This is a genomic window from Flavobacterium sp. NRK F10, assembly GCF_024054235.1.
Lineage (GTDB): Bacteria > Bacteroidota > Bacteroidia > Flavobacteriales > Flavobacteriaceae > Flavobacterium > Flavobacterium sediminis.
In genome coordinates this window covers 993,481-1,014,157 of sequence record NZ_JAMXLC010000001.1, presented here as the reverse complement: position 1 = coordinate 1,014,157, position 20,677 = coordinate 993,481, and the positions used below count along the sequence as shown (strand labels likewise).

Here is a 20,677-nt window from a genome sequence, read left to right as displayed (position 1 = left end):
TAGATGTAAAAATGTCCTTTAAAATTTTCGTTAAGTCTGAATTTTTATGTAGGTTTGAACGAAAACTAAAGAAAAATGAAGATCATTTCCTATAATGTTAACGGGATAAGAGCAGCTATAAACAAAGGCTTTTTAGAGTGGTTGCAGCAGGCGAGTCCGGATGTGATTTGTTTGCAGGAAATAAAGGCTACTGAAGATCAGGTGCCTAAATTTGATATTGAACTTGCCGGTTATCCTTACCAATATTATTTTTCAGCCAAAAAGAAAGGTTATAGTGGTGTTGCTATTTTAAGTAAAACAAAACCTGATAACGTTGTTTATGGTACTGGGATTGATTATATGGATGATGAAGGCAGAAATTTACGAGCTGATTTTGGTGATATTTCTGTTATGAGCCTGTATTTGCCTTCCGGAACTAATATCGATCGTCTGGATCACAAGTTCCAATATATGGACGATTTTCAATTGTATGTCGATAAATTAAAGAAAGAGATTCCCAACCTGGTAATCTGTGGAGATTATAATATTTGTCACGAAGCAATTGACATACATGATCCGGTTCGGAATGCTAAAGTTTCCGGGTTTTTGCCGGAAGAGAGAGCTTGGCTGGATGCTTTCATGAAAAGTGGTTTTATTGACACTTTTCGCTTCTTTAATAAAGAACCGCACAATTATAGTTGGTGGAGTTACAGAGCTAAAGCCAGGGTTAATAATAAAGGCTGGAGAATCGATTATTGTCTGGCAACAGATCCGTTAAAGGATAAATTAAAAAGAGCATTGATCTTACCGGAAGCTCATCATTCTGACCATTGTCCGGTATTAGTTGAAATTGAATAAAAATCACAGGAGTATAAAATTTAGTAATATGATAAGAAAAATGATCTTAGCCGCAGTAGTTTTAAGTTTAACTACTTCGTGCGTATCCAAAAAAATCTACCAGGATCTTGAAAGTAAATACGCTAATCTAAAGAAAGAGCGCAATGCTCTGGCTGATGAGAATGAAGATCTTAAATCAAATAACAACAAACTGGATCTTGAAAAAACTGCTTTACAATCCGAATTGGATAAAGTAAAAGCAGAACGTGATAAGTTGGCATCAGATTATGCGGCGACCAAAAAGAATCTGGATAATTTAAAATCATCTTATTCGGCATTAGAGAAGAACAGCAATGATGCTTTGGAAAGCAATATGAAGAAGAACAGAGAATTGTTAGCCGAACTTGAAGCCAAAGAAAAAGCATTAAATGCAGAACAGGAGCGTTTAGATAAACTAAAATCAGATTTGGAAGCTTCTTCAAATCGTTTAGCGGAGTTAGAAAAGATGATGGCTGAAAAAGAAGCAGCTATGGCTAAATTGAAAGAATCTTTGTCAAAAGCATTGAATGCTTTCGAAGGAAAAGGTTTGACAGTTGAGCACAGAAACGGAAAAGTATACGTTTCGATGGAAAATAAATTACTGTTTGAATCAGGAAGCTGGACCGTTGGAACAGAAGGTAGAAGAGCAGTAAAAGCATTAGGAGAAGTTTTAGCACAAAACCCGGATATTTCGGTTTTAATTGAAGGTCACACGGACAATGATAAGATTCTCGGAACCATTGGCGGTGGAGTAGAGAACAACTGGGATCTGTCAACTAAAAGAGCAACTGCTATAGTAAATATCCTTTCGGAAAATAAAGGTATAGATAAAAAGAACCTTACGGCTGCTGGTAGAGGAGAATATGCTCCTTTAGCATCTAATGAAACTGTTGAAGGAAAAGCTAAAAACAGACGTATTGAAATTATTTTGACTCCGAAGTTAGATGAAATATCAAAACTGATGAACGAGATCTAAGATTTCTTAAGTCTTCGTTAAAAAGGTCTAAAACGATTTGTGTTTAGACCTTTTTTGTTTTTGAAAGTTCGTAAATTTGGACAAATCTTAATAAAAATTGAAATGAAATATATAAATCTGCCTAGAACAGACATCAAAGTGAGTACAGTTTGTATGGGGACAATGACCTTTGGAGAACAAAATACGGAACAAGAAGCACACGAACAATTAAGTTATATTACCGATCAAGGGGTTAACTTTATTGATACGGCCGAAATGTATCCTATAGCAGCCCGAAAAGAAACTTTGGGAAGTACAGAACGCTATATCGGTTCTTGGTTGAAAAAAACAGGGAAAAGAGATCAGTTGGTTATTGCTACTAAAATAGCCGGGCCTAATCGAGGGATGGAATACATTCGTCAGCCATTGTCTTTTTCGAAAAAAAGTATTCATGAAGCGGTTGAAAACAGTTTGAAGAATTTACAAACCGATTACATCGATCTTTACCAAATGCACTGGCCGGAGCGTGTGATGAATATGTTCGGAAAACGTGGAGTTTCTGATATTGATCACCAATGGGAAGATAGTGTTTTAGATGTTTTAACTACTTTTGACGGTTTGATTAAAGAAGGGAAAATTCGCCATATAGGGGTTTCTAATGAAAATCCTTGGGGGGTAATGCGTTATTTGATGGAAAGTGAAAAACACGGTTTGCCTAGAATTGCTACAATTCAAAATCCATATTCATTGCTAAATCGTTTGTTTGAAGTCGGACTTTCAGAGATAGCACTTCGTGAAGAAGTTGGTTTATTAGCGTATTCGCCGTTAGGTTTCGGCTTTTTATCCGGAAAACACTTAAACGGCGTTGATTCGAAATCACGAATAGGTCTGTTTCCGCAATTTACTCGCTATACAAATGACAATTGCTACAAAGCAACTGCAATGTATCAGGAAATCGCTCAAAAACACAAGCTGTCTTTGGCTCAAATGGCTATTGCTTTTGTGAAAGAACAAGCATTTGTAACATCAACTATTATCGGAGCAACAACTATGGAACAATTAAAAGAGAATAGGAGCGCTTTTGATATTGTGTTGAATGAAGAAATTATTGCTGAAATTAATGCTGTTCAGGATTTAATTCCGAATCCTGCGCCTTAAATTTATTTCTGAAAACAGAAAAGAAGAGGAGAATTATTGTAAAAGTGATTTTCCTCTTTTTTATTGCGGGAGATCTAAAATAAGCAGATCCGTAGAAATACTGTCAGGAATTATGCTATCCTGAATAGCAATTTTCAGGTACTTTTTAGCCGGACCTTTTATTGAAAAAGAAGGTTTAATCAATGTGTCATTTGGTGTAATCAAACCTCTTTTTAGCATTACGCTCTCTATAAATTTATTTCTGTCAGAAACTTGTTTTTTTAGATTTCCGTAAGCATCAAATTGCCAGATGAATTTTTTAGGTTTGGGAACAATCGAAGTGAGAAATAAAGATTCTTCTAAACTAAGATCTTTAGCTGATTTGTCAAAGTAAAATTGTGAAGCCTCCTGAACGCCATATACACCGGGTCCCCATTCAATAATATTAAAATAGATTTCTAATATTCGTTCTTTTTTGACATTGGTATTGTTTTCTAAGAGATAAACTAAAATGACTTCCTCTAATTTTCTCGTGATGGTTTTTTCTTTGGTCAAGAAAATATTTTTGACCAATTGCATGCTGATCGTACTGGCACCTCTTGAAAATTGTTTTGTGTGAATATTCTTTAGTATGGATTGTTTAAAAGCATCCGGCTCAAATCCTTTATGCTGAAAGAAGAACGGATCTTCAGATGTGATAACACTTTTTTGTAAATAGGGAGAAATTTCATGTAGCGGAATGAAGTTAGGATCATTTGGGCTAATGAATATTTTTTGTTGAGGAATGCCATTTTCGATGGGCTGATAGGTGAAATCGCTATTCAATTTTAGTAAATCGGCATTGCCAAAGCGAGTAACTTTCAGTTTATCATTAGTCAACGTGCTTTCAAATAAAATGTCATCCGGTTTTGAAGTTGTATAAGCAAATAGGAAGTGGTAGTCAAAATTCCCTTCAATTTGTAGATCTTCTATCTGTGAAAACAATCCTCTCGGAAGCGAATTGATAAAGTCCTGTGCTTTTATTTTGGGAATAGTAATTGATGCTGTAATTGTCGTGTCTTGTTCTTTTTGTATTTTCAGATACGGGTTGATCTTTATCTTCTCAACTTCAACTACGGAACTACTGTCAATTGTAACGGATCGTTCTTCAATCAAGGTGTGGTACGAAACAGAAGAGTTTGAGATAGTAATATCTTTCGGAGCAATTTTTTTGTGATGGACCAATAAGTTTTCTATAGAAGTCTTGCCCTCTATGTGAAAGACATTGCGGTGTAATTCCATTTTATAAATCTCGAAAATTGCCTTTCTGAATTCTGTTTTTAACCCGAATTTTTCTTTGATGAACGGAATTTTGATGATGGAATCATTTTTTGCTGAAAGTTGGATTGTAGCCTTTCTTTTTCTGGTATTGGCTTTGCCATTTAAGATCCAATGCTGTTCTGAATTTTCAGTTTTTATATGAGTCTCGAAATTGAAAGTTTGGTTTGTGAATTGAATTTCAGGAATTGTTGCCTGTACAAAATTTCGATTTTCCTGAACTTTAAACTTGAGATTGTGAGCTTTCATATTCTCCGGAAGAAAATTGAGAAGAGAGGATGTGATTCGTTCTACCAGATCGGCATAGTCTATCTTTTCGTGTTTTGCATCTGAGTCCTCATCTCTTTTTTTTAGAAAAGCTTCGTAGTTAGTTCCTTTTTTGTTTTTTAGTAAGGCTAAAGAAGTGTTTTCAAGTGTAAGGGAATGAACTTGTATAGCTCCTTTTAATAAGGGGAGAAAGTTAATTTTTATTTTTAAAGAGCTTGTTGTGAAAAGTGTGTCTTTTTGAATTGGAACCAGCGCAATCTCTTGAAGTTCAACTTCCGTAAAACCTGAAAAGCGAGCTTCTTTTACGGTTAATTCGCAATCATAATCCCTTTTTAGTTTCAGTTTGGCTTTTTGGATGGCTTGTTCTAAAAAAGTATTTCGAAATGAAAGGATGAACAAGTATAATGTTACTAATACTACAAAAGTGATGAGAATTGATCTTCTTCTGTTTAAAAGAATCAATCTTCTGTACCATTTCATTTTGAATTTCATAAGTGGGACTATTGAGGCTAAATAAAATCTAAAACTCGTTCTAATTTCATTCCTCTGGAACCTTTTATCAAAAGAAGTTGGTTTGAAAAAGAAAGCTTCTGTAAATATTGAGATAAGTCTTCAAAACCTTTAAAAAAATAAAAGTGTTCAGAATTGATTTTATGCTTAAAGAATTCTTCACCCACAAAGAAAAAATGAATGTTTTGCTGTTCTTTGCAGAAGTTTATGATTTTTTGGTGTTCTTCAAAACTTTCAGACCCCAATTCAAACATATCCCCTAAGATAGCTGTCTTATTGTTTTCTTCCAGTTGAAAAAAATTAGTCAGAGCGGCCTGCATGCTACTTGGATTAGCATTGTAAGCGTCTAAAACAATCTTGTTACTATTTTTTTCAATGATCTGCGAGCGATTATTGTCAGGTGTATAGGTTTCGATAGCTTCTTTAATTTCTGAAGTAGAAATGTTAAAATATGTTCCAATTGCAATTGCAGCACAAATATTTGTAGCGTTATAGATACCAATCAGATTAGATTGGATTATGGTGTCGTTAAACGTGACTTTAGCAAATGGATCGGCTTCAATGGCTTCAAAAAAGACATTTGCGTGAGTTAACTGATTTGAAAAAGTAAAATTGTTGAGTGTTTTGCTTTTTTCTTCCTGAATGCTGTCATCCAAATTGATTAGAGCAATCTTTTGATTGGCTTTTAAATAATCGAAAAGTTCACTTTTCCCTTTGATGACACCTTCAACTCCGCCAAATCCTTCTAAATGTGCCTTTCCGAAATTTGTGATATAGCCTAAATCCGGTTGCGCTATAGAACATAGAAATTCAATTTCTTTTTGATGGTTTGCACCCATTTCTATTATTCCTATTTCAGTTTTTTTTGTCAGGCGAAGCAATGTTAAAGGAACACCTATGTGATTGTTCAGATTTCCTATGGTAGCTATAGTATTGAATTTTTTAGACAATACTGCGTTGAATAATTCTTTAGTTGTAGTCTTTCCGTTGCTACCGGTAAGTCCTATAATTTTAGTGTCTAAATAAAACCGATGAAATTTTGCTAATTCTTGAAGCGTTTTCAGACTATTTTCAACAAGAATAGTTCTTTGGTCTATGTAGTACTCTTTGTTGTCTATAATAACGTAAGAAGCACCATTTTTTAGGGCTTCTGTAGCAAAAGAATTGGCATCAAAATTTTCTCCCTTTAAAGCGATAAAAAGCGTGTTTTTTTTAATAGAGCGAGTATCGGTGCTTACCCCGTCAGTAGTAAGGAATATTTGGTGGATTTCTTCTATTTTCATAAAGCGAATATAACTAAAAAAGCCCTTTCATTTGAAAGGGCTTTTGTATAAAGTATATGAAAATTAAAATTTAGGATTTCCTCTAGGTGTTTTTTTGTTAGATTTTGGTCCAACTTTAGACATTGCACATCTGAAACCGATGTAGTCAGTTGCCATATCCTGAGGGAAATATCTTCTTGAAGCAGGGTCTAACCAATATGCTCTGTCTCTCCAAGAACCACCTTTGTAAACTCTTACGTTGTCATCAACTAAAGTCGTACGTTTTCCTTCCATCATGTTAGTTTTGTCGTACTTTTTAATCATTGTACCAGCGCTGTCTACTTGGATTTCGTGTTTAGGGGATTCATACATTCTGTATTTGTCATCGCCTTCGCTTTCTTCGTCTTCAGATACTCCGAAGTCAAAATATCTTGTTGAAGCTCTATCACCGTCTCTGTAGTTTCTGTTGTCAGAAGTAGAGAATTGAGTTCTTAAATAAGTTTCATTATCATCAACAGGAACTTGAGCAATTTGTCCCGGTAAGTTTCTGGCAATGATTTTACCGTTACTTAAAGTATCATAGGTAATTTCGTCTGTTGTTACTACTTCAGTAGTTCCGTCTTCACCGATTTTGTTTTTCATGTACACATTACCTCTGTAGTAGTTGAAGTCATTTGCTTCATCATCAACTGTAGGTCTGTAGACATCAGCAACCCATTCTGCAACGTTTCCGGCCATATCATATAAACCAAAATCATTAGGAGGATAGCTTTTTACTTTATTTGTGATATCGGCACCGTCATCAGACCAACCTGCAACTCCGCCGTAATCACCTTTACCTTGTTTGAAGTTAGCCAATTGGTCACCTCTGTATTGTCTTTTTCCTGAACGAGTATATTGACCGCTCCAAGGATATTTCTTTTGTCCTTTGTAAAGGTTGTATTCTCTGTTGCCTACAAGTGCAATTGCAGCATATTCCCACTCGGCTTCTGTTGGAAGTCTGTATTCAGGTAATATAAGTCCTGAACTTCTTTGAGCATAAACATTTTTTGCAGTGTCTGCAACTTGTTTTCTACCTCCGTTCATTTCTTTTTTCAATACGATATCTTCATTACCTCCGAAAGCTTTGGTCGGAGCAGCTAAATAAGTTTCAGTGCTGAAAGTAGATTCTGCAGAAACGTCTTTGATTTTAGCGTCTTTTTTCAAATAACCGTTTTGTTCTAAAATGTTCTCGTTTACACGATCCGTTCTCCATTTGCTGAATTCCACAGCTTGGATCCAATTAACACCTACAACAGGGTACTCAGCATAAGCCGGGTGTCTTAAGTAGTTGTTAGTCATGGTTTCGTTGTAACCTAAACGGTTTCTCCATACTAAAGTATCAGGTAAAGCGCCTGAATAAATGTTTTTGTAATTTTCTTCTGCCGGAGGGAAAACTGTTTTTAACCAGAATAAGTATTCTGTATACATTAAATTAGTTACCTCAGTTTCATCCATGAAGAAAGACTGAACATGTTGTTGAGACGGAGTATTGTTCCAGTCATGCATAGGGTCGTCTTCCACTTTACCCATAGTAAATGTACCACCTTCTACCGGAACCATTCCTGGAGGAGTTTCTTGTTTTTTGTACTTAGTGTTGTACTGAAATCCGCCGTTTTTGTCATTAATCTTCCAACCTGTAGCTCTAGAGCCACCCTTTGTACCAGAGTTTTTACTACAGCTAGCCAAACCTAAAGCTATTGACAATGCAACTAGCAATTTTAAAGTCTTCATACTCTTAATTTTCATACTTTAGTAGGTAATAATTTTAGTGACGCAAGATAATAATTATGTATTAAAATGCAACACGTTTTTGAAAAAAAACTAAAAAAATTAAAATTTTGTTAAAACTATAATAAGCATAACGCTTTATCTTAAATTTTATTGTAATTGTTAGTTTAAAATAAAATATTTTTTTCTCTTTGTAATATATAAGGGTAATTTACGTTGTACACTTGATGAAAAAAATAGCTTTTTTATTCGTTTTTTTTGTTTTAACCGTTAGATCGCAAAGTAATTTGACGGTAAATTTAGATTGGGATGGCTATCATACTTATACAAATAATGAGTATGTATTTAAATATCCGGTTTTCAAAGACAAATCATTTAGCTTATCCTTAACTGATAAAACCATTTCTTCGGTTACGGTTTTTGATGTCGGAGGAAGGGTGAATGGTAATTCTTTGATTATTAATTCTTTAGTTGTAGAGAATGTGTCGGAGAATGAGTTGGCTGATCTGGATAAAACAAAACTGCCTCTAACTGTAAATGCAAAACTTGAAAGTTCGTCTGTTCGTGATGCTTTTAAGGGAGTGTTTACTTTTTCTCCTGTATTTAAAGAAAACGGACAATATAAAAGGGTAAAATCAATCAGTTTTACTTACACATTATCAACTTCTTCTGAAAGAGCTTTGAATTATTCTGCAGTTCAGATGTCTAACTCTGTGCTTGCCACTGGCAATTGGTATAGGTTTTATGTTGAGAAATCAGGGGTCTATCGAATTGATAAAAGTTTTTTACAGAGTTTAGGGTTTGATACTAATGTAGACCCTCATAATATTAAGATTTTTGGAAACGGAGGAAGAATGATCCCGTTGCAAAACGCATCAGATTATCTGGCTGACCTGGAAGAAAATGCTATTCAGTTCGTTGGTGAAAATGATGGAGTTTTTAATGATAATGATTACATTTTATTTTATGCCGAAGGAGTTGATGTATGGAATGATGAAAGTCTCACTAGTGTAAATCTTTATGCTGATAAATCTTATTACTATGTAACAAGTAGTGGTGGAACCGGAAAAAGAATCCAGCAAGCAGTTGAACCGTCAGGAACGCCTACAATGCAGTTTACGACATTTCATAATACTAAGATATATGAAAAAGATCTGGTCAACCCTGGGAAAATAGGAAGAAGATGGTTTGGCGAGGATTTTAAACTGACAAATAGCCAGACATTTGACTTTAATTTTCCTAATTTGGTCACAACAGAACCTTTAGAGCTTAAAATAAATCTGGCTTCACAATCTTATGGGAGTTCGTCTTTTGAAGTTAAAGCTAATGGACAAAGTTTAGGTAATGTAGGCTTTTTGTCTTTGCAGTCCGGTAGTGGAATTCAAGGGTATGAAAATGTGTTCAACGGCTCGTTTAATAGTTCTTCTTCCGCTATTGCAATTAATTTAACATATAATAATGGTGGAGTTCCTTCTTCTGATGGCTTTTTAGATTATATAAGAATAAAAGGAGTTTGTGGATTGCAGGGATATGGGCAGCAATTTTCATTTTTTAATGAAGATGAATCTTCTAATATAGGGGTTGGGGCGTATGTCTTGGCTAATGCTTCCGGAGTATCTCAAGTTTGGGATGTGACGGATATCTTTAATGTGGAATCGTATACGAATAATGGTCAAAATAGTTTTTCATTTAAAGTAAATCTTGGTAATGAAAAAAAATATATTGCGGTGGTCGGAGCTGATTTTTATTCACCTTTAAAAGAGACAAACAGCACTGTAAATAATCAGAATCTTAAAGGAGATGTCTTTAAGAATTCACAAGGTGTTTTTGAGGATATTGACTACTTGATTATAACTCCCGGTTTTTTAGCTGTTCAGGCAGAAACTTTGGCAAATTTTCATCGTTCCAATTCTGGGTTGGTAGTAAAGGTTGTTCGACTTGAACATATTTATCAAGAGTTTGGTTCGGGAAAACAAGATATCGGTGCGATCCGGAATTTTATACGTTATGTATATGATAATGCTTCATCGGCTGCAAATAGGGTTAAATATGTGAATTTATTCGGGGATGCATCTTATGATTATAAAGATAGAATTAGTAATAATAACAATATTGTTCCGGTTTTTCATGGTTTTAATCCGAATACCTCTGAGGTAAATAACAGTTCTAATTTTTCTTTGTACAGTTCGTTTATGTCTGATGATTTTTATGGATTGATGGATAACGGAGAAGGGCAAATGTTATCAGGATATGATGGAATTGATATAGCAGTGGGAAGAATGCTTGTTTCAAGTGTTGCTCAAGCTCAGGAAATGGTTACTAAGCTTATAAAGTATTACCGTATAGATTCTTATGGTCGCTGGCGAAATAATTATGTGATCTATTCGGATGATGCGGATGATCAGACAGATGCAGGTTTACAGTTTGACTTGGATCAATTAGCAGATGATCTGGTGGCAGAAAAACCATTCGTAAATGTGAAAAAGATCCATACAGACGCATATATTCAGGAAGTGGCTGCCGGAGGAGAGCGTTATCCTGATGCTAAAGAGGATTTTTTAAATGCTTTTGATGTGGGAGCCTTGGTTTTTAATTATTACGGACATGGAAATGAGGAGTATTTGGCAAGGGAACGTTTGTTTGAAAAGTTAGACGCTCAAAATTTGAAGAACGAATATAGATTTCCTTTGTTTATAACAATAACCTGTGAGTTTACTCGTTTTGATGATCCGGGGAAACCTACAGGAGGAGAGTATATGTTCTGGAATTCAGAAGGAGGAGCGATAGCATTGATCGCAACGACAAGGCAAATTGGGGTGACCACCGGATTGATAATGAATAATATCTTTAATGAAGAATTATATGCTTATGGCTCTTATGATTATCCTACAATAGGGGAGGCTTTGCGGTTGACAAAACTTCAGACGGGGTCTTCTAACAGGCGAGTAGTTTTTTGTGTGGGAGATCCGGCATTACAATTGGCAATTCCTAAACCAAGAGTGGTCTTAACTGAAGTAAATGATATTCCTGTTGCACAGGCTTTGCCGCCGTTCAGGGCTTTGGATTTGATGAAAGTAGAGGGAGAAGTGGTTGATTTGAATAATGCCCTGATTGCTGATTATAACGGAGATGTAGCAATACAGATCTTTGATAAAGATATTGATAGAAGTACTTTGGGTAATGACGGAACTACAGATAGTAATGGTTTGATAATAATGGACTTTACTACTTTAGGAGAAACGATCTTTAGAGGGAATGCTTCTGTGGTAAATGGCAAATTTGAAATTAGTTTTGTTGTTCCGCAGGATATAAGAATCCCTTTGGGAAATGGTAAAATTAGTTTTTATGCTAAAAGTGAATCACCTGCTCTTCGGGATGAAACAGGTTATGATCTGTCAATTCAAGTTGGAGGAGTAAATGAAAATGCAGGTGCAGATACAACTCCGCCGACCGTTGCTCTCTATATGAATGATGAAAGCTTTGTCTCCGGAGAAATAACAAACTGTTCACCGGTTTTAATTGCCTACCTTGAAGATGAACATGGTATTAATACAGCTAGCGGTATAGGTCACGATATTGTGGCGATCTTAGACGGAGATGAAGAAAATCCGTATATTTTGAATGATTACTACGAAACTGAATTAGATGATTTTACCAAAGGGAAAGTACGTTTTCCGTTTCGAGACCTGGAGTCCGGTCTGCATACCATTCTTTTTAAAGCTTGGGATGTGTACAATAATTTAATTACCATGGAGATTCAGTTTAATGCAGTTTGTTCAAATGACGGATTGCAAATACAAAGAGTGCTGAACTATCCGAATCCGTTTGTGAGTTATACAGAGTTCTGGTTCACTCATAACATGCCGTTTGAACCTTTGGATGTTCAGGTGCAAATTTTAACAATTACCGGAAAGTTGGTAAAAACGATTAATCAGCAAGTGGTAACTGACGGTTTTTTATGTAGAGATATTACTTGGGACGGGAGAGATGATTTCGGAGATAAGATAGGAAAAGGAGTCTATGTTTATAAGCTCACAGTAAAATCAACAACTACCGGAGTGAAAAAGGAAAAATATGAGAAACTTGTAATCCTATAATAAAATAGTATATTTGTCAACCTTAATAAATTGTTATAATGAAAAAAATTGCAGTATTATTAACTTTATTCATAGCAACACATATAGTCCAGGCGCAGGAACGTGTTATCACAACAGGTGTCCCCTTTTTGTTAATTGCAGCTGATGCCCGATCAGCAGGTATGGGAGACATGGGTGTAGCAACTTCTGCTGATGCTTATTCACAGCAATATAACCCCGCAAAATATGCTTTCTCTTTGCAAAAGCAAGGGTTTTCATTGAGTTATACACCATACTTGAGTAGTATTGCCAATGATATTTCGTTAGGACAGTTAACATATTACAATAGAATTAATGAGCAGAGTGCTTTTGCAGGATCGCTTCGTTATTTCGGTTTGGGAGATATACAGCTTACAAATAGCAATGGAGAGGCTTTAAATACAGTGAGCCCTAATGAATTTGCTTTAGACGGGTCTTATTCCTTGAAGCTAAGTGATCGTTTTTCCATGTCGGTAGCAGGTCGTTACATTCGTTCAAATCTGAAAATTGCGGATGCGGGAACTGATTCGTCTCCGGCATCAAGTTTTGCGGTAGATATTGCAGGATATTATCAGTCAGAAGAGGTTGCATATAATGATTTCAACGGTAGATGGAGAGCTGGTTTTAATTTCCAGAATATGGGTCCGAAAATCAATTATAACAACGATAATCTCGACGAAAACGCCAATTTTTTACCGGCAAATATGCGTTTAGGAGCTGGTTTTGATTTTATCTTTGACGATTACAATAAAGTGAGTGTAACAGGAGAAATTACAAAGTTATTAGTGCCTACACCTCCGGCAGATGTAGAACCGGTTGATTCGAATGAAGACGGTACTATTGATGCTTCTGAGATAGCTGATGCTAATGCGGCTTACCAACAAGCGGTGGCTGATTATCGTTCGCAAGGTTGGGTAAGTGGAATTGCTAAGTCTTTCGGAGATGCACCGGGTGGTTTTTCAGAAGAGTTGAGAGAGGTTACCTGGGCTTTGGGTGCTGAATATTGGTATCAGGATTCATTTGCTTTGAGAACCGGTTATTTTCACGAAAGCGAACAAAAAGGAGCCAGAAAGTATTTTACTTTAGGAGCAGGCTTCAAATATAATATAGTTAAAATTGATGTGTCGTACTTGTTTTCAGCATCGAAAGTTAGAAACCCTCTGGAGAATACTTTGAGATTTTCGTTAACTTTCAATTTCGGTGATTCGTACGATGAATTATAATAATAAGAACTAATTAAATTCAAATCCAAATTCTAAACAGAGTTTGGATTTTTTTTCCTCGATTATGAAACAAATTTCAATTACATCTGATTTTACGGTTTTCACTTCTATTGATGAATTGGAAGCATTAGACCGAGAGCTAATGGAAAAAGCTCATGAGGTAAGAAAACTTGCGTATGCACCCTATTCTAAGTTTCAGGTTGGTGTTGCGTTGCTTTTGGATAACGGAAAAGTGGTAACAGGAGCTAATCAGGAAAATGCGGCTTATCCGTCAGGATTGTGTGCGGAAAGAGTAGCTGTTTTTTATGCCGGAGCTAATTACCCTGATGCGGTGATACAAAAGATCTTTATCTCAGCTTCGCCACAAGATAAAGAACTGGCAGATCCAATACCGCCCTGTGGTGCCTGTCGTCAATCAATAGCCGAGTATGAGGTCAAACAAAGTGCCGGAATTGAAATTTTCTTTATGGGAGCAATAGGGGAAATATATAAATCTGATTCGTTAAAGAATTTATTGCCATTACTTTTCGATAAAAAATACCTATAACGATTTCGTTAATAAAAATATCATTTTATAAATAAAAAACGTTAATTTCCTTGAAATTAATTTTTTCAATATTTTTTGAAGTGCTATTTTTGCTATTGCTAAAATTTCTACTTTGGGAATTTTGGATTTACATTTTAAATTAACAAACAAATCAAAATGAAACCGATAACTAAAGAAGTTTACCTTAAGTGGTATGAAGATATGCAGTTCTGGAGAAAGTTTGAAGACAAACTGGCTGCGTTATATATCCAACAAAAAGTAAGAGGATTTCTTCACTTGTATAATGGTCAGGAAGCTGTTTTAGCTGGGGCTTTACATGCGATGGATTTATCAAAAGATAAAATTATTACAGCTTACCGTAATCACGTTCAGCCAATAGGAATGGGAGTTGACCCGAAAAGAGTTATGGCAGAACTTTTAGGAAAAGGTACAGGAACTTCTCAAGGTTTAGGCGGTTCAATGCACATTTTTTCTAAAGAACACGGTTTTTACGGAGGACACGGGATTGTAGGAGGGCAAATTCCGCTAGGAGCAGGAATTGCTTTCGGGGATAAATACTTCAATACAGGAGGTGTAACGCTGACTTACTTCGGAGATGGAGCTGCTCGCCAAGGTTCGCTTCATGAAACATTCAATATGGCAATGAACTGGAAATTACCGGTAGTGTTCATTTGTGAGAACAATGGATACGCAATGGGAACTTCTGTGGAAAGAACTGCTAATCATACAGATGTATGGAAATTAGGTTTAGGGTATGAGATGCCATGCGGACCGGTAGACGGAATGAACCCTATTAAAGTGGCAGAAGCAATGTATGAAGCTATCGAAAGAGCACGTCGCGGAGACGGACCTACTTTCCTTGAAATGAAAACATATCGTTATCGCGGACATTCAATGTCAGATGCTCAACACTACAGAACAAAAGAAGAAGTTGAGGAATACAAAAAAATCGACCCGATCACACAAGTCTTAGAAGTTATTAAAGAAAAAGATTTTGCGACAGAAGCAGAAATCGAGGCTATCGATGAAAGGGTAAAGAATTTAGTAGCAGAATGTGAAAAATTTGCAGAAGATTCACCATATCCGGAACTGAATGTAATGTATGATGTGGTGTACGAACAAGAGAATTATCCATTTTTACCTCATAAATTATAAGCAATATGGCAACAGTAATTACAATGCCTCGTTTAAGCGATACCATGACAGAAGGTACTGTGGCAACATGGCTTAAAAAAGTTGGAGATAAAGTAAAAGAAGGAGATATTTTAGCGGAAATTGAAACGGATAAAGCGACAATGGAATTTGAATCGTTTAATGCCGGAACGCTATTGCATATCGGAATAAATGAGGGAGAAACGGCTCCTGTAGATTCACTTTTGGCCATCATCGGAGACGAAGGAGAAGATATCAGTGCTTTGATTAGTCAGGGTGCAGGTGCGGCTCCTAAAACAGAAGAAACTGCGACTCCGGAAGTTAAAGAAGAAACTAAAGCTTCGGCAGAAGTTGCAATACCGGAAGGGGTAAAAGTTGTAACGATGCCTCGTCTAAGTGATACGATGACAACCGGAACAGTAGCTACTTGGTTGAAAAAAGTAGGAGATGCCGTAAAAGAAGGAGATATTCTGGCGGAAATCGAAACTGATAAAGCAACAATGGAGTTTGAGTCATTTAATGCAGGAACATTGTTGTATATAGGTGTTAAGGAAGGAGAAACAGCTCCTGTAGATAGCATTTTGGCTATTTTAGGACCTGCCGGTACTGATGTTTCTGGTGTTGTGGCAAACTTTAAAGCAGGAGGTGCTTCCGAAGAAACAACTAAAGAAGAATCTAAGGTAGAGAATACTGCTGTTGCTACAGCAACAACTAATAGTTCTTCTGCAGCTGCTCATTCAAATAACGGGGGGCGAATTTTCGCTTCTCCATTGGCTAAGAAGATTGCTGAGGAGAAGGGAATAGATCTGAATCAGGTAAAAGGGACCGGTGAAAACGGGAGAATCGTTAAAAGCGATGTGGAGAACTTTACGCCTTCTGCTGCGCCTGTTCAGGCAGTAGCTGAAGCAACTCAGGCAGTAGCTTCTGTTAAACCTTTTGTTCCGGCGGGTGAAGAATTCCGTGAAGAAATTAAAAATTCTCAAATGCGTAAAACAATTGCGCGTCGTTTGGGAGAATCCAAATTTACAGCACCGCATTATTATTTAACTATCGAATTAGATATGGATAATGCAATGGCTTCACGTGCCATGATCAATACATTACCGGATACCAAGGTGTCATTTAACGATATGGTGGTTAAAGCTTGTGCAATGGCATTGAAGAAACATCCACAGGTAAATTCACAATGGAGAGAGGATGCAATGGTGCTGAATCATCATGTACACGTAGGAGTAGCAGTTGCCGTTGAAGACGGTTTAGTGGTTCCGGTATTGAAATTTACAGATCAGATGAACCTATCACAAATCGGAGCTGCTGTAAAAGATATGGCAGGAAGAGCTAAAGCGAAAAAAATACAACCGACAGAGATGGAAGGTAGTACTTTTACAATCTCTAATTTAGGAATGTTCGGAATTCAGTCTTTTACGTCTATCATAAATCAACCGAACTCGGCAATTATGTCAGTAGGGGCAATTGTAGAAAAACCTGTAGTTAAAAACGGGCAAATTGTAGTAGGGCATACCATGACCATTACATTAGCTTGTGATCACAGAACAGTTGACGGGGCTACCGGTGCACAATTCCTTCAGACATTTAAGTCTTATATGGAGAATCCAGTTACTATGTTAGCTTAAAAGAATATTAAAAATACTTTCAATCCCAAGATTTTCTTGGGATTTTTTTATTTTTTACCTTTACCCAAAACAAGAATCTGAATGAAAAATATAATTATCACGGGAACCTCTCGTGGCATAGGTTATGAATTAGCATTGTTATTTGCCGAATCCGGGCATCAGGTCCTGGCAATATCCAGAAAAGCACCGAAACTTTTAATGGAGAACCCTAATATTACGTGTCTGACAATTGATATTGCTAAATCAGAGGAGTTGGTAAAAGTTGAAGATTTTGTAGAAAAGGCTTGGGATAAAAAGATTGATGTTTTGATTCATAATGCGGGAAGCTTGATCAATAAGCCTTTTGAAAATCTTACGGCTTTGGATTTTCAAAATGTTTATGCTGTAAATGTCTTTGCAGTGGCAGAATTAACAAGGATTTGTGTTCCGTTTATGCTGAATGAAAGCCATGTGGTTACGATCAGTTCGATGGGAGGGGTACAAGGAAGTATGAAGTTTCCCGGATTAGCAGCTTATAGTTCCAGTAAAGGAGCCGTGATTACACTTTCTGAGCTTTTGGCTGAAGAATATAAAGAAAAAGGTATAGCCTTTAATGTATTGGCTTTGGGAGCAGTCAATACAGAAATGTTGCAAGAAGCTTTTCCGGGCTATGAAGCGCCGCTATCCGCTCAGGAAATGGCAGATTATATTTTCAATTTTGCCTTAACAGGGAATAAATATTTTAACGGAAAAGTTTTGCAGGTGAGTTCCACTACTCCGTAATGTAAAGAGTGATCTGAAAAATGGTTGAAATTTTAGTAAAATATTTACCGGAGCATGCTGTTCATCCTTGTTTTGAACTTATAAAGATGAATCATGTACATCTGAAGATCGTTAATGATCGGGTAACACGGCATGGTGATTATCGTAAAGATACTAACGGATACCATTTGATTACAGTAAATGCAAGCTTGAATAAATATCGTTTTCTGATTACTTTAGTCCATGAAATTGCGCATCTGGTAGCTTTTGAGAAATACGGTAGGATGATAAAACCCCATGGGAATGAATGGAAATATACGTTTCAGCAACTAATGGTTCCCTTTATTCGTCCGGAAGTTTTTCCAAACCAGTTGTTACCGCTTCTGGCTCGTCACTTCAGAAATCCGAAAGCCAGTAGCGATACCGATGCAACTTTAAGCTTGGCTTTGAAGCAATTTGATGAAAAGGAAGAGAACGGAAAGATTTATGTGTTTGAATTGCCTTATGGTGCTCATTTCAGGATTCATAACGGAAAAGTTTTTAAAAAAATAGCGCTACGGGTAAAACGTTATGAATGTATTGAGTTAAAGACAGGTAGAGTTTACCTTTTTCAGCCCAATGCAGAAGTTGAACAACTTAGCTTTTAATGCTAAAAAATTGTAAAGATTAAACAGCATATTCTTAAATTACCTCTTATTTGAAAAAATCTTAGTATTTTTGAACCTTAGCAGATATGTGTTTCTATGAATAAAAATTATTATGCTATAATAATGGCCGGGGGAGTTGGCTCTCGTTTTTGGCCGGTTAGTACAACAGAGTTTCCTAAACAATTTCATGATATGTTAGGAACAGGAGTTACGTTGTTGCAAAAAACCTTTTCCCGGTTGAGCAAAGTTATTCCTGTTGATAATATTCTCGTTTTAACGAATGAAAAATATAATGACTTAGTTCTTAAGCAGCTACCTGATTTGAAACCGGAGCAGGTTGTTTTGGAGCCCATTATGCGAAATACGGCGCCTTGTATCTTGTATGCTTCGTTAAAAATTAAAAAACAGAATCCTGACGCAGTTATGATTGTAGCACCTTCGGACCACTGGATAGAAGATGAAGATGCTTTTGCGAAAGATGTCGAACAGGCTTTCCAGTTTTGTGAAAAGCATGATTCGCTAGTGACATTAGGGATCAAGCCGACATTTCCGAATACTGGTTTTGGTTACATTGAATATAATAAAGAAGATAAACACGCTGTAAAAAAGGTTGTTCAGTTTCGGGAAAAACCGGATTATGATACTGCAAAAAAATTTTTAGAAAGCGGAAACTTTCTGTGGAATGCCGGAATTTTTATTTGGAGCGTGCAATCTATAGAGAATGTCTTTAAAAAATTCAAGCCAACAATGTACCAGTTGTTTTATAGTGGGTACGACTTTTATCAAACAGTAGATGAAAAACAGTTTATAAAAGACAATTATATTTCAGCAGAAAATATATCTATAGATTATGCAGTCTTAGAACGAGCTAAGAATGTATATGTATTGGCTGCTAATTTTGACTGGAACGATCTGGGGACTTGGGGTTCACTTCATGAAAAATTAGTTAAAGATTCTAATAATAATGCCATTGTAAATGCAACAGTAGTATTAGAGAATTCTTCAAATAATATTATTCGTGCCGAAGGCAAAAAACTCGTGGTGATAGATGGATTAGATGATTACATCATTGTAGATAAGGATGATGTACTATTGATCTACCCGAAATGCAAAGAGCAGGATATTAAGCAAATAGTGTCTAAAATTAATGGCTAATGGAAAACCAAAATCAAGAGCAAAGTTCAGTTTCTTCATTGTTGAGCAGCTTTAAAGAGTTAATCCGGGAGATTTTCGATATCTCTAAAGATACCGACAGAAGAGCAACAATAGAAGATATTAGAGCCGGTATTGACATGAGGGGGCAGAATGCCTGGGTTTTGATCTTTTCCATTTTAATAGCTTCAACAGGGTTAAATACCAGCTCAACAGCAGTTGTAATCGGTGCCATGTTAATTTCTCCCTTGATGGGACCTATTTTGGGAATGGGGTTGGCATTAGGAATCAATGATATTGAATTGTTGCGCAAATCATTGAAAAACTTCGGAGTTATGGTTGTCCTGAGTCTTTCAACCTCTTTTTTGTTTTTCAGTGTGCCATTATTTCAAAATGAAACCCCTGAATTAATAGCCAGAACTTCTCCTAATGTGTTGGATATTATTATTGCTCTTTCCGGAGGATTGGCACTATTAGTAGCGTTAAGCAGAAGAAATAAATCTACAAATACAATAGCCGGTGTAGCAATTGCTACAGCCTTGATGCCTCCATTATGTACGGCAGGATTTGGTTTGGCAACGGGAAAATGGGATTTTTTCGGAGGAGCTCTTTTCTTATTTTCGATCAATACAATTTTTATTGCAACAGCAACCTATTTAGTGGTTAAATCTTTGCGTTTTCCACTTAAAGAATATGCAGACAAACAGCGTAAGAAGCAAATTTCTCAGCTTTTAACGGTAATCGCTCTGGCTATTTTTGTGCCAAGTGTTTATTTCTTTTATAAATTATATAAGAAGTCTGATTTTGAGAGAAAAGTGGAAACCGTGCTTTTAGCAATGAAAGATGATAAAGGGATCGGGGTTTTTGATATTCAGACCAGCTATAAAGACAATACCGTTAGTTTTGCAGTGATCGGAGAAAGTCTGGAAAATACGGAGATCAAAAAGATTCAGGATAAAATAACATCTTTGGGGTATCCCGGCGTACAGGTTAAAGTTTTACAGGATTTGGAAAGCAAGAAAACACTGTCGCGTTTAAATGAAATTGAGAATTCTTATTTAACAACACAACAATTGCTGATGAAAAAAGAGGAGCAATTGTTAGAAAAGGATAAAGAAATTTTTAGTTTAAAATCTCGGTTAAACAACGGATCTACTATCTCTTTTGTGGATGTAGCAGAAGAATTGAAGAGTTTGAACGAGAATATTCAGGAAGTCTCTTACTATAATATACTACATACTAATTTTAAGGCGGTTGATACGGTTCCTAATTTTATTGTAAAATGGGATAAGGAAATTCAAAGTTCTGTAAAAGAAAAAGAAACGGATCGATTTACTAAATGGCTGCAGACCAAGTTAAAAAGTAAAAAAGTAGTAGTGAGATCAGAGTAAAA

At 36.1% G+C, this 20,677-nt stretch carries 15 protein-coding genes; 12 read left to right on the top strand and 3 right to left on the bottom strand.

Going from position 1 to position 20,677, the window contains the following annotated elements; all coding sequences use genetic code 11:
- The first annotated feature begins 75 nt into the window (after window positions 1-75).
- The 3 genes from NHF50_RS04740 (at window position 76) to NHF50_RS04730 (ending at window position 2,968) form a co-directional block, all read left to right on the top strand.
- Entirely contained in the window at window positions 76-837 is a 762-nt protein-coding gene (locus NHF50_RS04740; RefSeq protein WP_109568583.1) for an exodeoxyribonuclease III, read from the top strand.
- Window positions 838-865: 28 nt separating this feature from the next.
- The gene (locus NHF50_RS04735; protein WP_252775221.1) at window positions 866-1,831 is read left to right on the top strand and encodes an OmpA family protein; all 966 of its coding nucleotides are present in this window, start codon (window positions 866-868) and stop codon (window positions 1,829-1,831) included.
- Window positions 1,832-1,933: 102 nt separating this feature from the next.
- Window positions 1,934-2,968, top strand: coding sequence for an NADP(H)-dependent aldo-keto reductase (locus tag NHF50_RS04730; protein ID WP_252775220.1), 1,035 nt, complete (start codon window positions 1,934-1,936; stop codon window positions 2,966-2,968).
- Between the two features lie 60 nt (window positions 2,969-3,028).
- On the opposite strand, the gene NHF50_RS04725 is transcribed toward NHF50_RS04730, so the two are convergent.
- The 3 genes from NHF50_RS04725 to gldJ all read right to left on the bottom strand — a co-directional run bounded on the left by NHF50_RS04725 (window position 3,029) and on the right by gldJ (window position 8,091).
- Window positions 3,029-5,023 (bottom strand): transglycosylase domain-containing protein, encoded by a 1,995-nt coding sequence (locus NHF50_RS04725; RefSeq protein ID WP_252775219.1) that lies wholly within the window; start codon window positions 5,021-5,023, stop codon window positions 3,029-3,031.
- Window positions 5,024-5,040: 17 nt separating this feature from the next.
- Window positions 5,041-6,324, bottom strand: a complete 1,284-nt coding sequence (gene murF, locus NHF50_RS04720; protein ID WP_252775218.1) for a UDP-N-acetylmuramoyl-tripeptide--D-alanyl-D-alanine ligase — start codon at window positions 6,322-6,324, stop codon at window positions 5,041-5,043.
- 63 nt (window positions 6,325-6,387) lie between these two features.
- Window positions 6,388-8,091, bottom strand: a complete 1,704-nt coding sequence (gldJ, locus tag NHF50_RS04715; RefSeq protein WP_109568580.1) for a gliding motility lipoprotein GldJ — start codon at window positions 8,089-8,091, stop codon at window positions 6,388-6,390.
- Window positions 8,092-8,360: 269 nt separating this feature from the next.
- On the opposite strand from gldJ, the gene porU reads away from it, so the two are divergent.
- The 9 genes from porU to NHF50_RS04670 all read left to right on the top strand — a co-directional run bounded on the left by porU (window position 8,361) and on the right by NHF50_RS04670 (window position 20,675).
- Complete coding sequence (gene porU / locus NHF50_RS04710; RefSeq protein WP_308219302.1) at window positions 8,361-12,170, top strand: type IX secretion system sortase PorU; 3,810 nt, start codon at window positions 8,361-8,363, stop codon at window positions 12,168-12,170.
- A 38-nt stretch (window positions 12,171-12,208) separates the two neighbouring features.
- Entirely contained in the window at window positions 12,209-13,411 is a 1,203-nt protein-coding gene (gene porV / locus NHF50_RS04705; RefSeq protein WP_109568578.1) for a type IX secretion system outer membrane channel protein PorV, read from the top strand.
- A 64-nt stretch (window positions 13,412-13,475) separates the two neighbouring features.
- Window positions 13,476-13,958 carry a cytidine deaminase gene (locus NHF50_RS04700; RefSeq protein ID WP_252775216.1) on the top strand — a complete coding sequence of 161 codons (483 nt, stop codon included), beginning with the start codon at window positions 13,476-13,478 and terminating at the stop codon, window positions 13,956-13,958.
- A 156-nt stretch (window positions 13,959-14,114) separates the two neighbouring features.
- Window positions 14,115-15,113 (top strand): pyruvate dehydrogenase (acetyl-transferring) E1 component subunit alpha, encoded by a 999-nt coding sequence (gene pdhA, locus NHF50_RS04695; protein WP_109568576.1) that lies wholly within the window; start codon window positions 14,115-14,117, stop codon window positions 15,111-15,113.
- A gap of 5 nt (window positions 15,114-15,118) precedes the next feature.
- Window positions 15,119-16,744: a pyruvate dehydrogenase complex dihydrolipoamide acetyltransferase gene (locus NHF50_RS04690; RefSeq protein WP_252775215.1), complete on the top strand. Its 1,626-nt coding sequence runs from the start codon at window positions 15,119-15,121 to the stop codon at window positions 16,742-16,744.
- Window positions 16,745-16,825: 81 nt separating this feature from the next.
- Window positions 16,826-17,506 carry an SDR family oxidoreductase gene (locus tag NHF50_RS04685; RefSeq protein ID WP_252775214.1) on the top strand — a complete coding sequence of 227 codons (681 nt, stop codon included), beginning with the start codon at window positions 16,826-16,828 and terminating at the stop codon, window positions 17,504-17,506.
- A gap of 20 nt (window positions 17,507-17,526) precedes the next feature.
- Entirely contained in the window at window positions 17,527-18,132 is a 606-nt protein-coding gene (locus tag NHF50_RS04680; RefSeq protein WP_109568574.1) for a SprT-like domain-containing protein, read from the top strand.
- 96 nt (window positions 18,133-18,228) lie between these two features.
- Window positions 18,229-19,287: a mannose-1-phosphate guanylyltransferase gene (locus NHF50_RS04675; protein ID WP_252775213.1), complete on the top strand. Its 1,059-nt coding sequence runs from the start codon at window positions 18,229-18,231 to the stop codon at window positions 19,285-19,287.
- The gene (locus tag NHF50_RS04670) at window positions 19,287-20,675 is read left to right on the top strand and encodes a DUF389 domain-containing protein (protein ID WP_252775212.1); all 1,389 of its coding nucleotides are present in this window, start codon (window positions 19,287-19,289) and stop codon (window positions 20,673-20,675) included. The genes NHF50_RS04675 and NHF50_RS04670 overlap by 1 nt, the downstream gene beginning before the upstream one ends.
- Window positions 20,676-20,677 lie beyond the last annotated feature (2 nt).

Coding starts and splice junctions, on each gene's coding strand:
- NHF50_RS04740 (WP_109568583.1), top strand. CDS start 76: ATGAAGATCATTTCCTATAATGTTAACGGGATAAGAGCAGCTATAAAC.
- NHF50_RS04735 (WP_252775221.1), top strand. CDS start 866: ATGATAAGAAAAATGATCTTAGCCGCAGTAGTTTTAAGTTTAACTACT.
- NHF50_RS04730 (WP_252775220.1), top strand. CDS start 1,934: ATGAAATATATAAATCTGCCTAGAACAGACATCAAAGTGAGTACAGTT.
- NHF50_RS04725 (WP_252775219.1), bottom strand. CDS start 5,023: ATGAAATTCAAAATGAAATGGTACAGAAGATTGATTCTTTTAAACAGA.
- murF (WP_252775218.1), bottom strand. CDS start 6,324: ATGAAAATAGAAGAAATCCACCAAATATTCCTTACTACTGACGGGGTA.
- gldJ (WP_109568580.1), bottom strand. CDS start 8,091: ATGAAAATTAAGAGTATGAAGACTTTAAAATTGCTAGTTGCATTGTCA.
- porV (WP_109568578.1), top strand. CDS start 12,209: ATGAAAAAAATTGCAGTATTATTAACTTTATTCATAGCAACACATATA.
- NHF50_RS04700 (WP_252775216.1), top strand. CDS start 13,476: ATGAAACAAATTTCAATTACATCTGATTTTACGGTTTTCACTTCTATT.
- pdhA (WP_109568576.1), top strand. CDS start 14,115: ATGAAACCGATAACTAAAGAAGTTTACCTTAAGTGGTATGAAGATATG.
- NHF50_RS04690 (WP_252775215.1), top strand. CDS start 15,119: ATGGCAACAGTAATTACAATGCCTCGTTTAAGCGATACCATGACAGAA.
- NHF50_RS04685 (WP_252775214.1), top strand. CDS start 16,826: ATGAAAAATATAATTATCACGGGAACCTCTCGTGGCATAGGTTATGAA.
- NHF50_RS04680 (WP_109568574.1), top strand. CDS start 17,527: ATGGTTGAAATTTTAGTAAAATATTTACCGGAGCATGCTGTTCATCCT.
- NHF50_RS04675 (WP_252775213.1), top strand. CDS start 18,229: ATGAATAAAAATTATTATGCTATAATAATGGCCGGGGGAGTTGGCTCT.
- NHF50_RS04670 (WP_252775212.1), top strand. CDS start 19,287: ATGGAAAACCAAAATCAAGAGCAAAGTTCAGTTTCTTCATTGTTGAGC.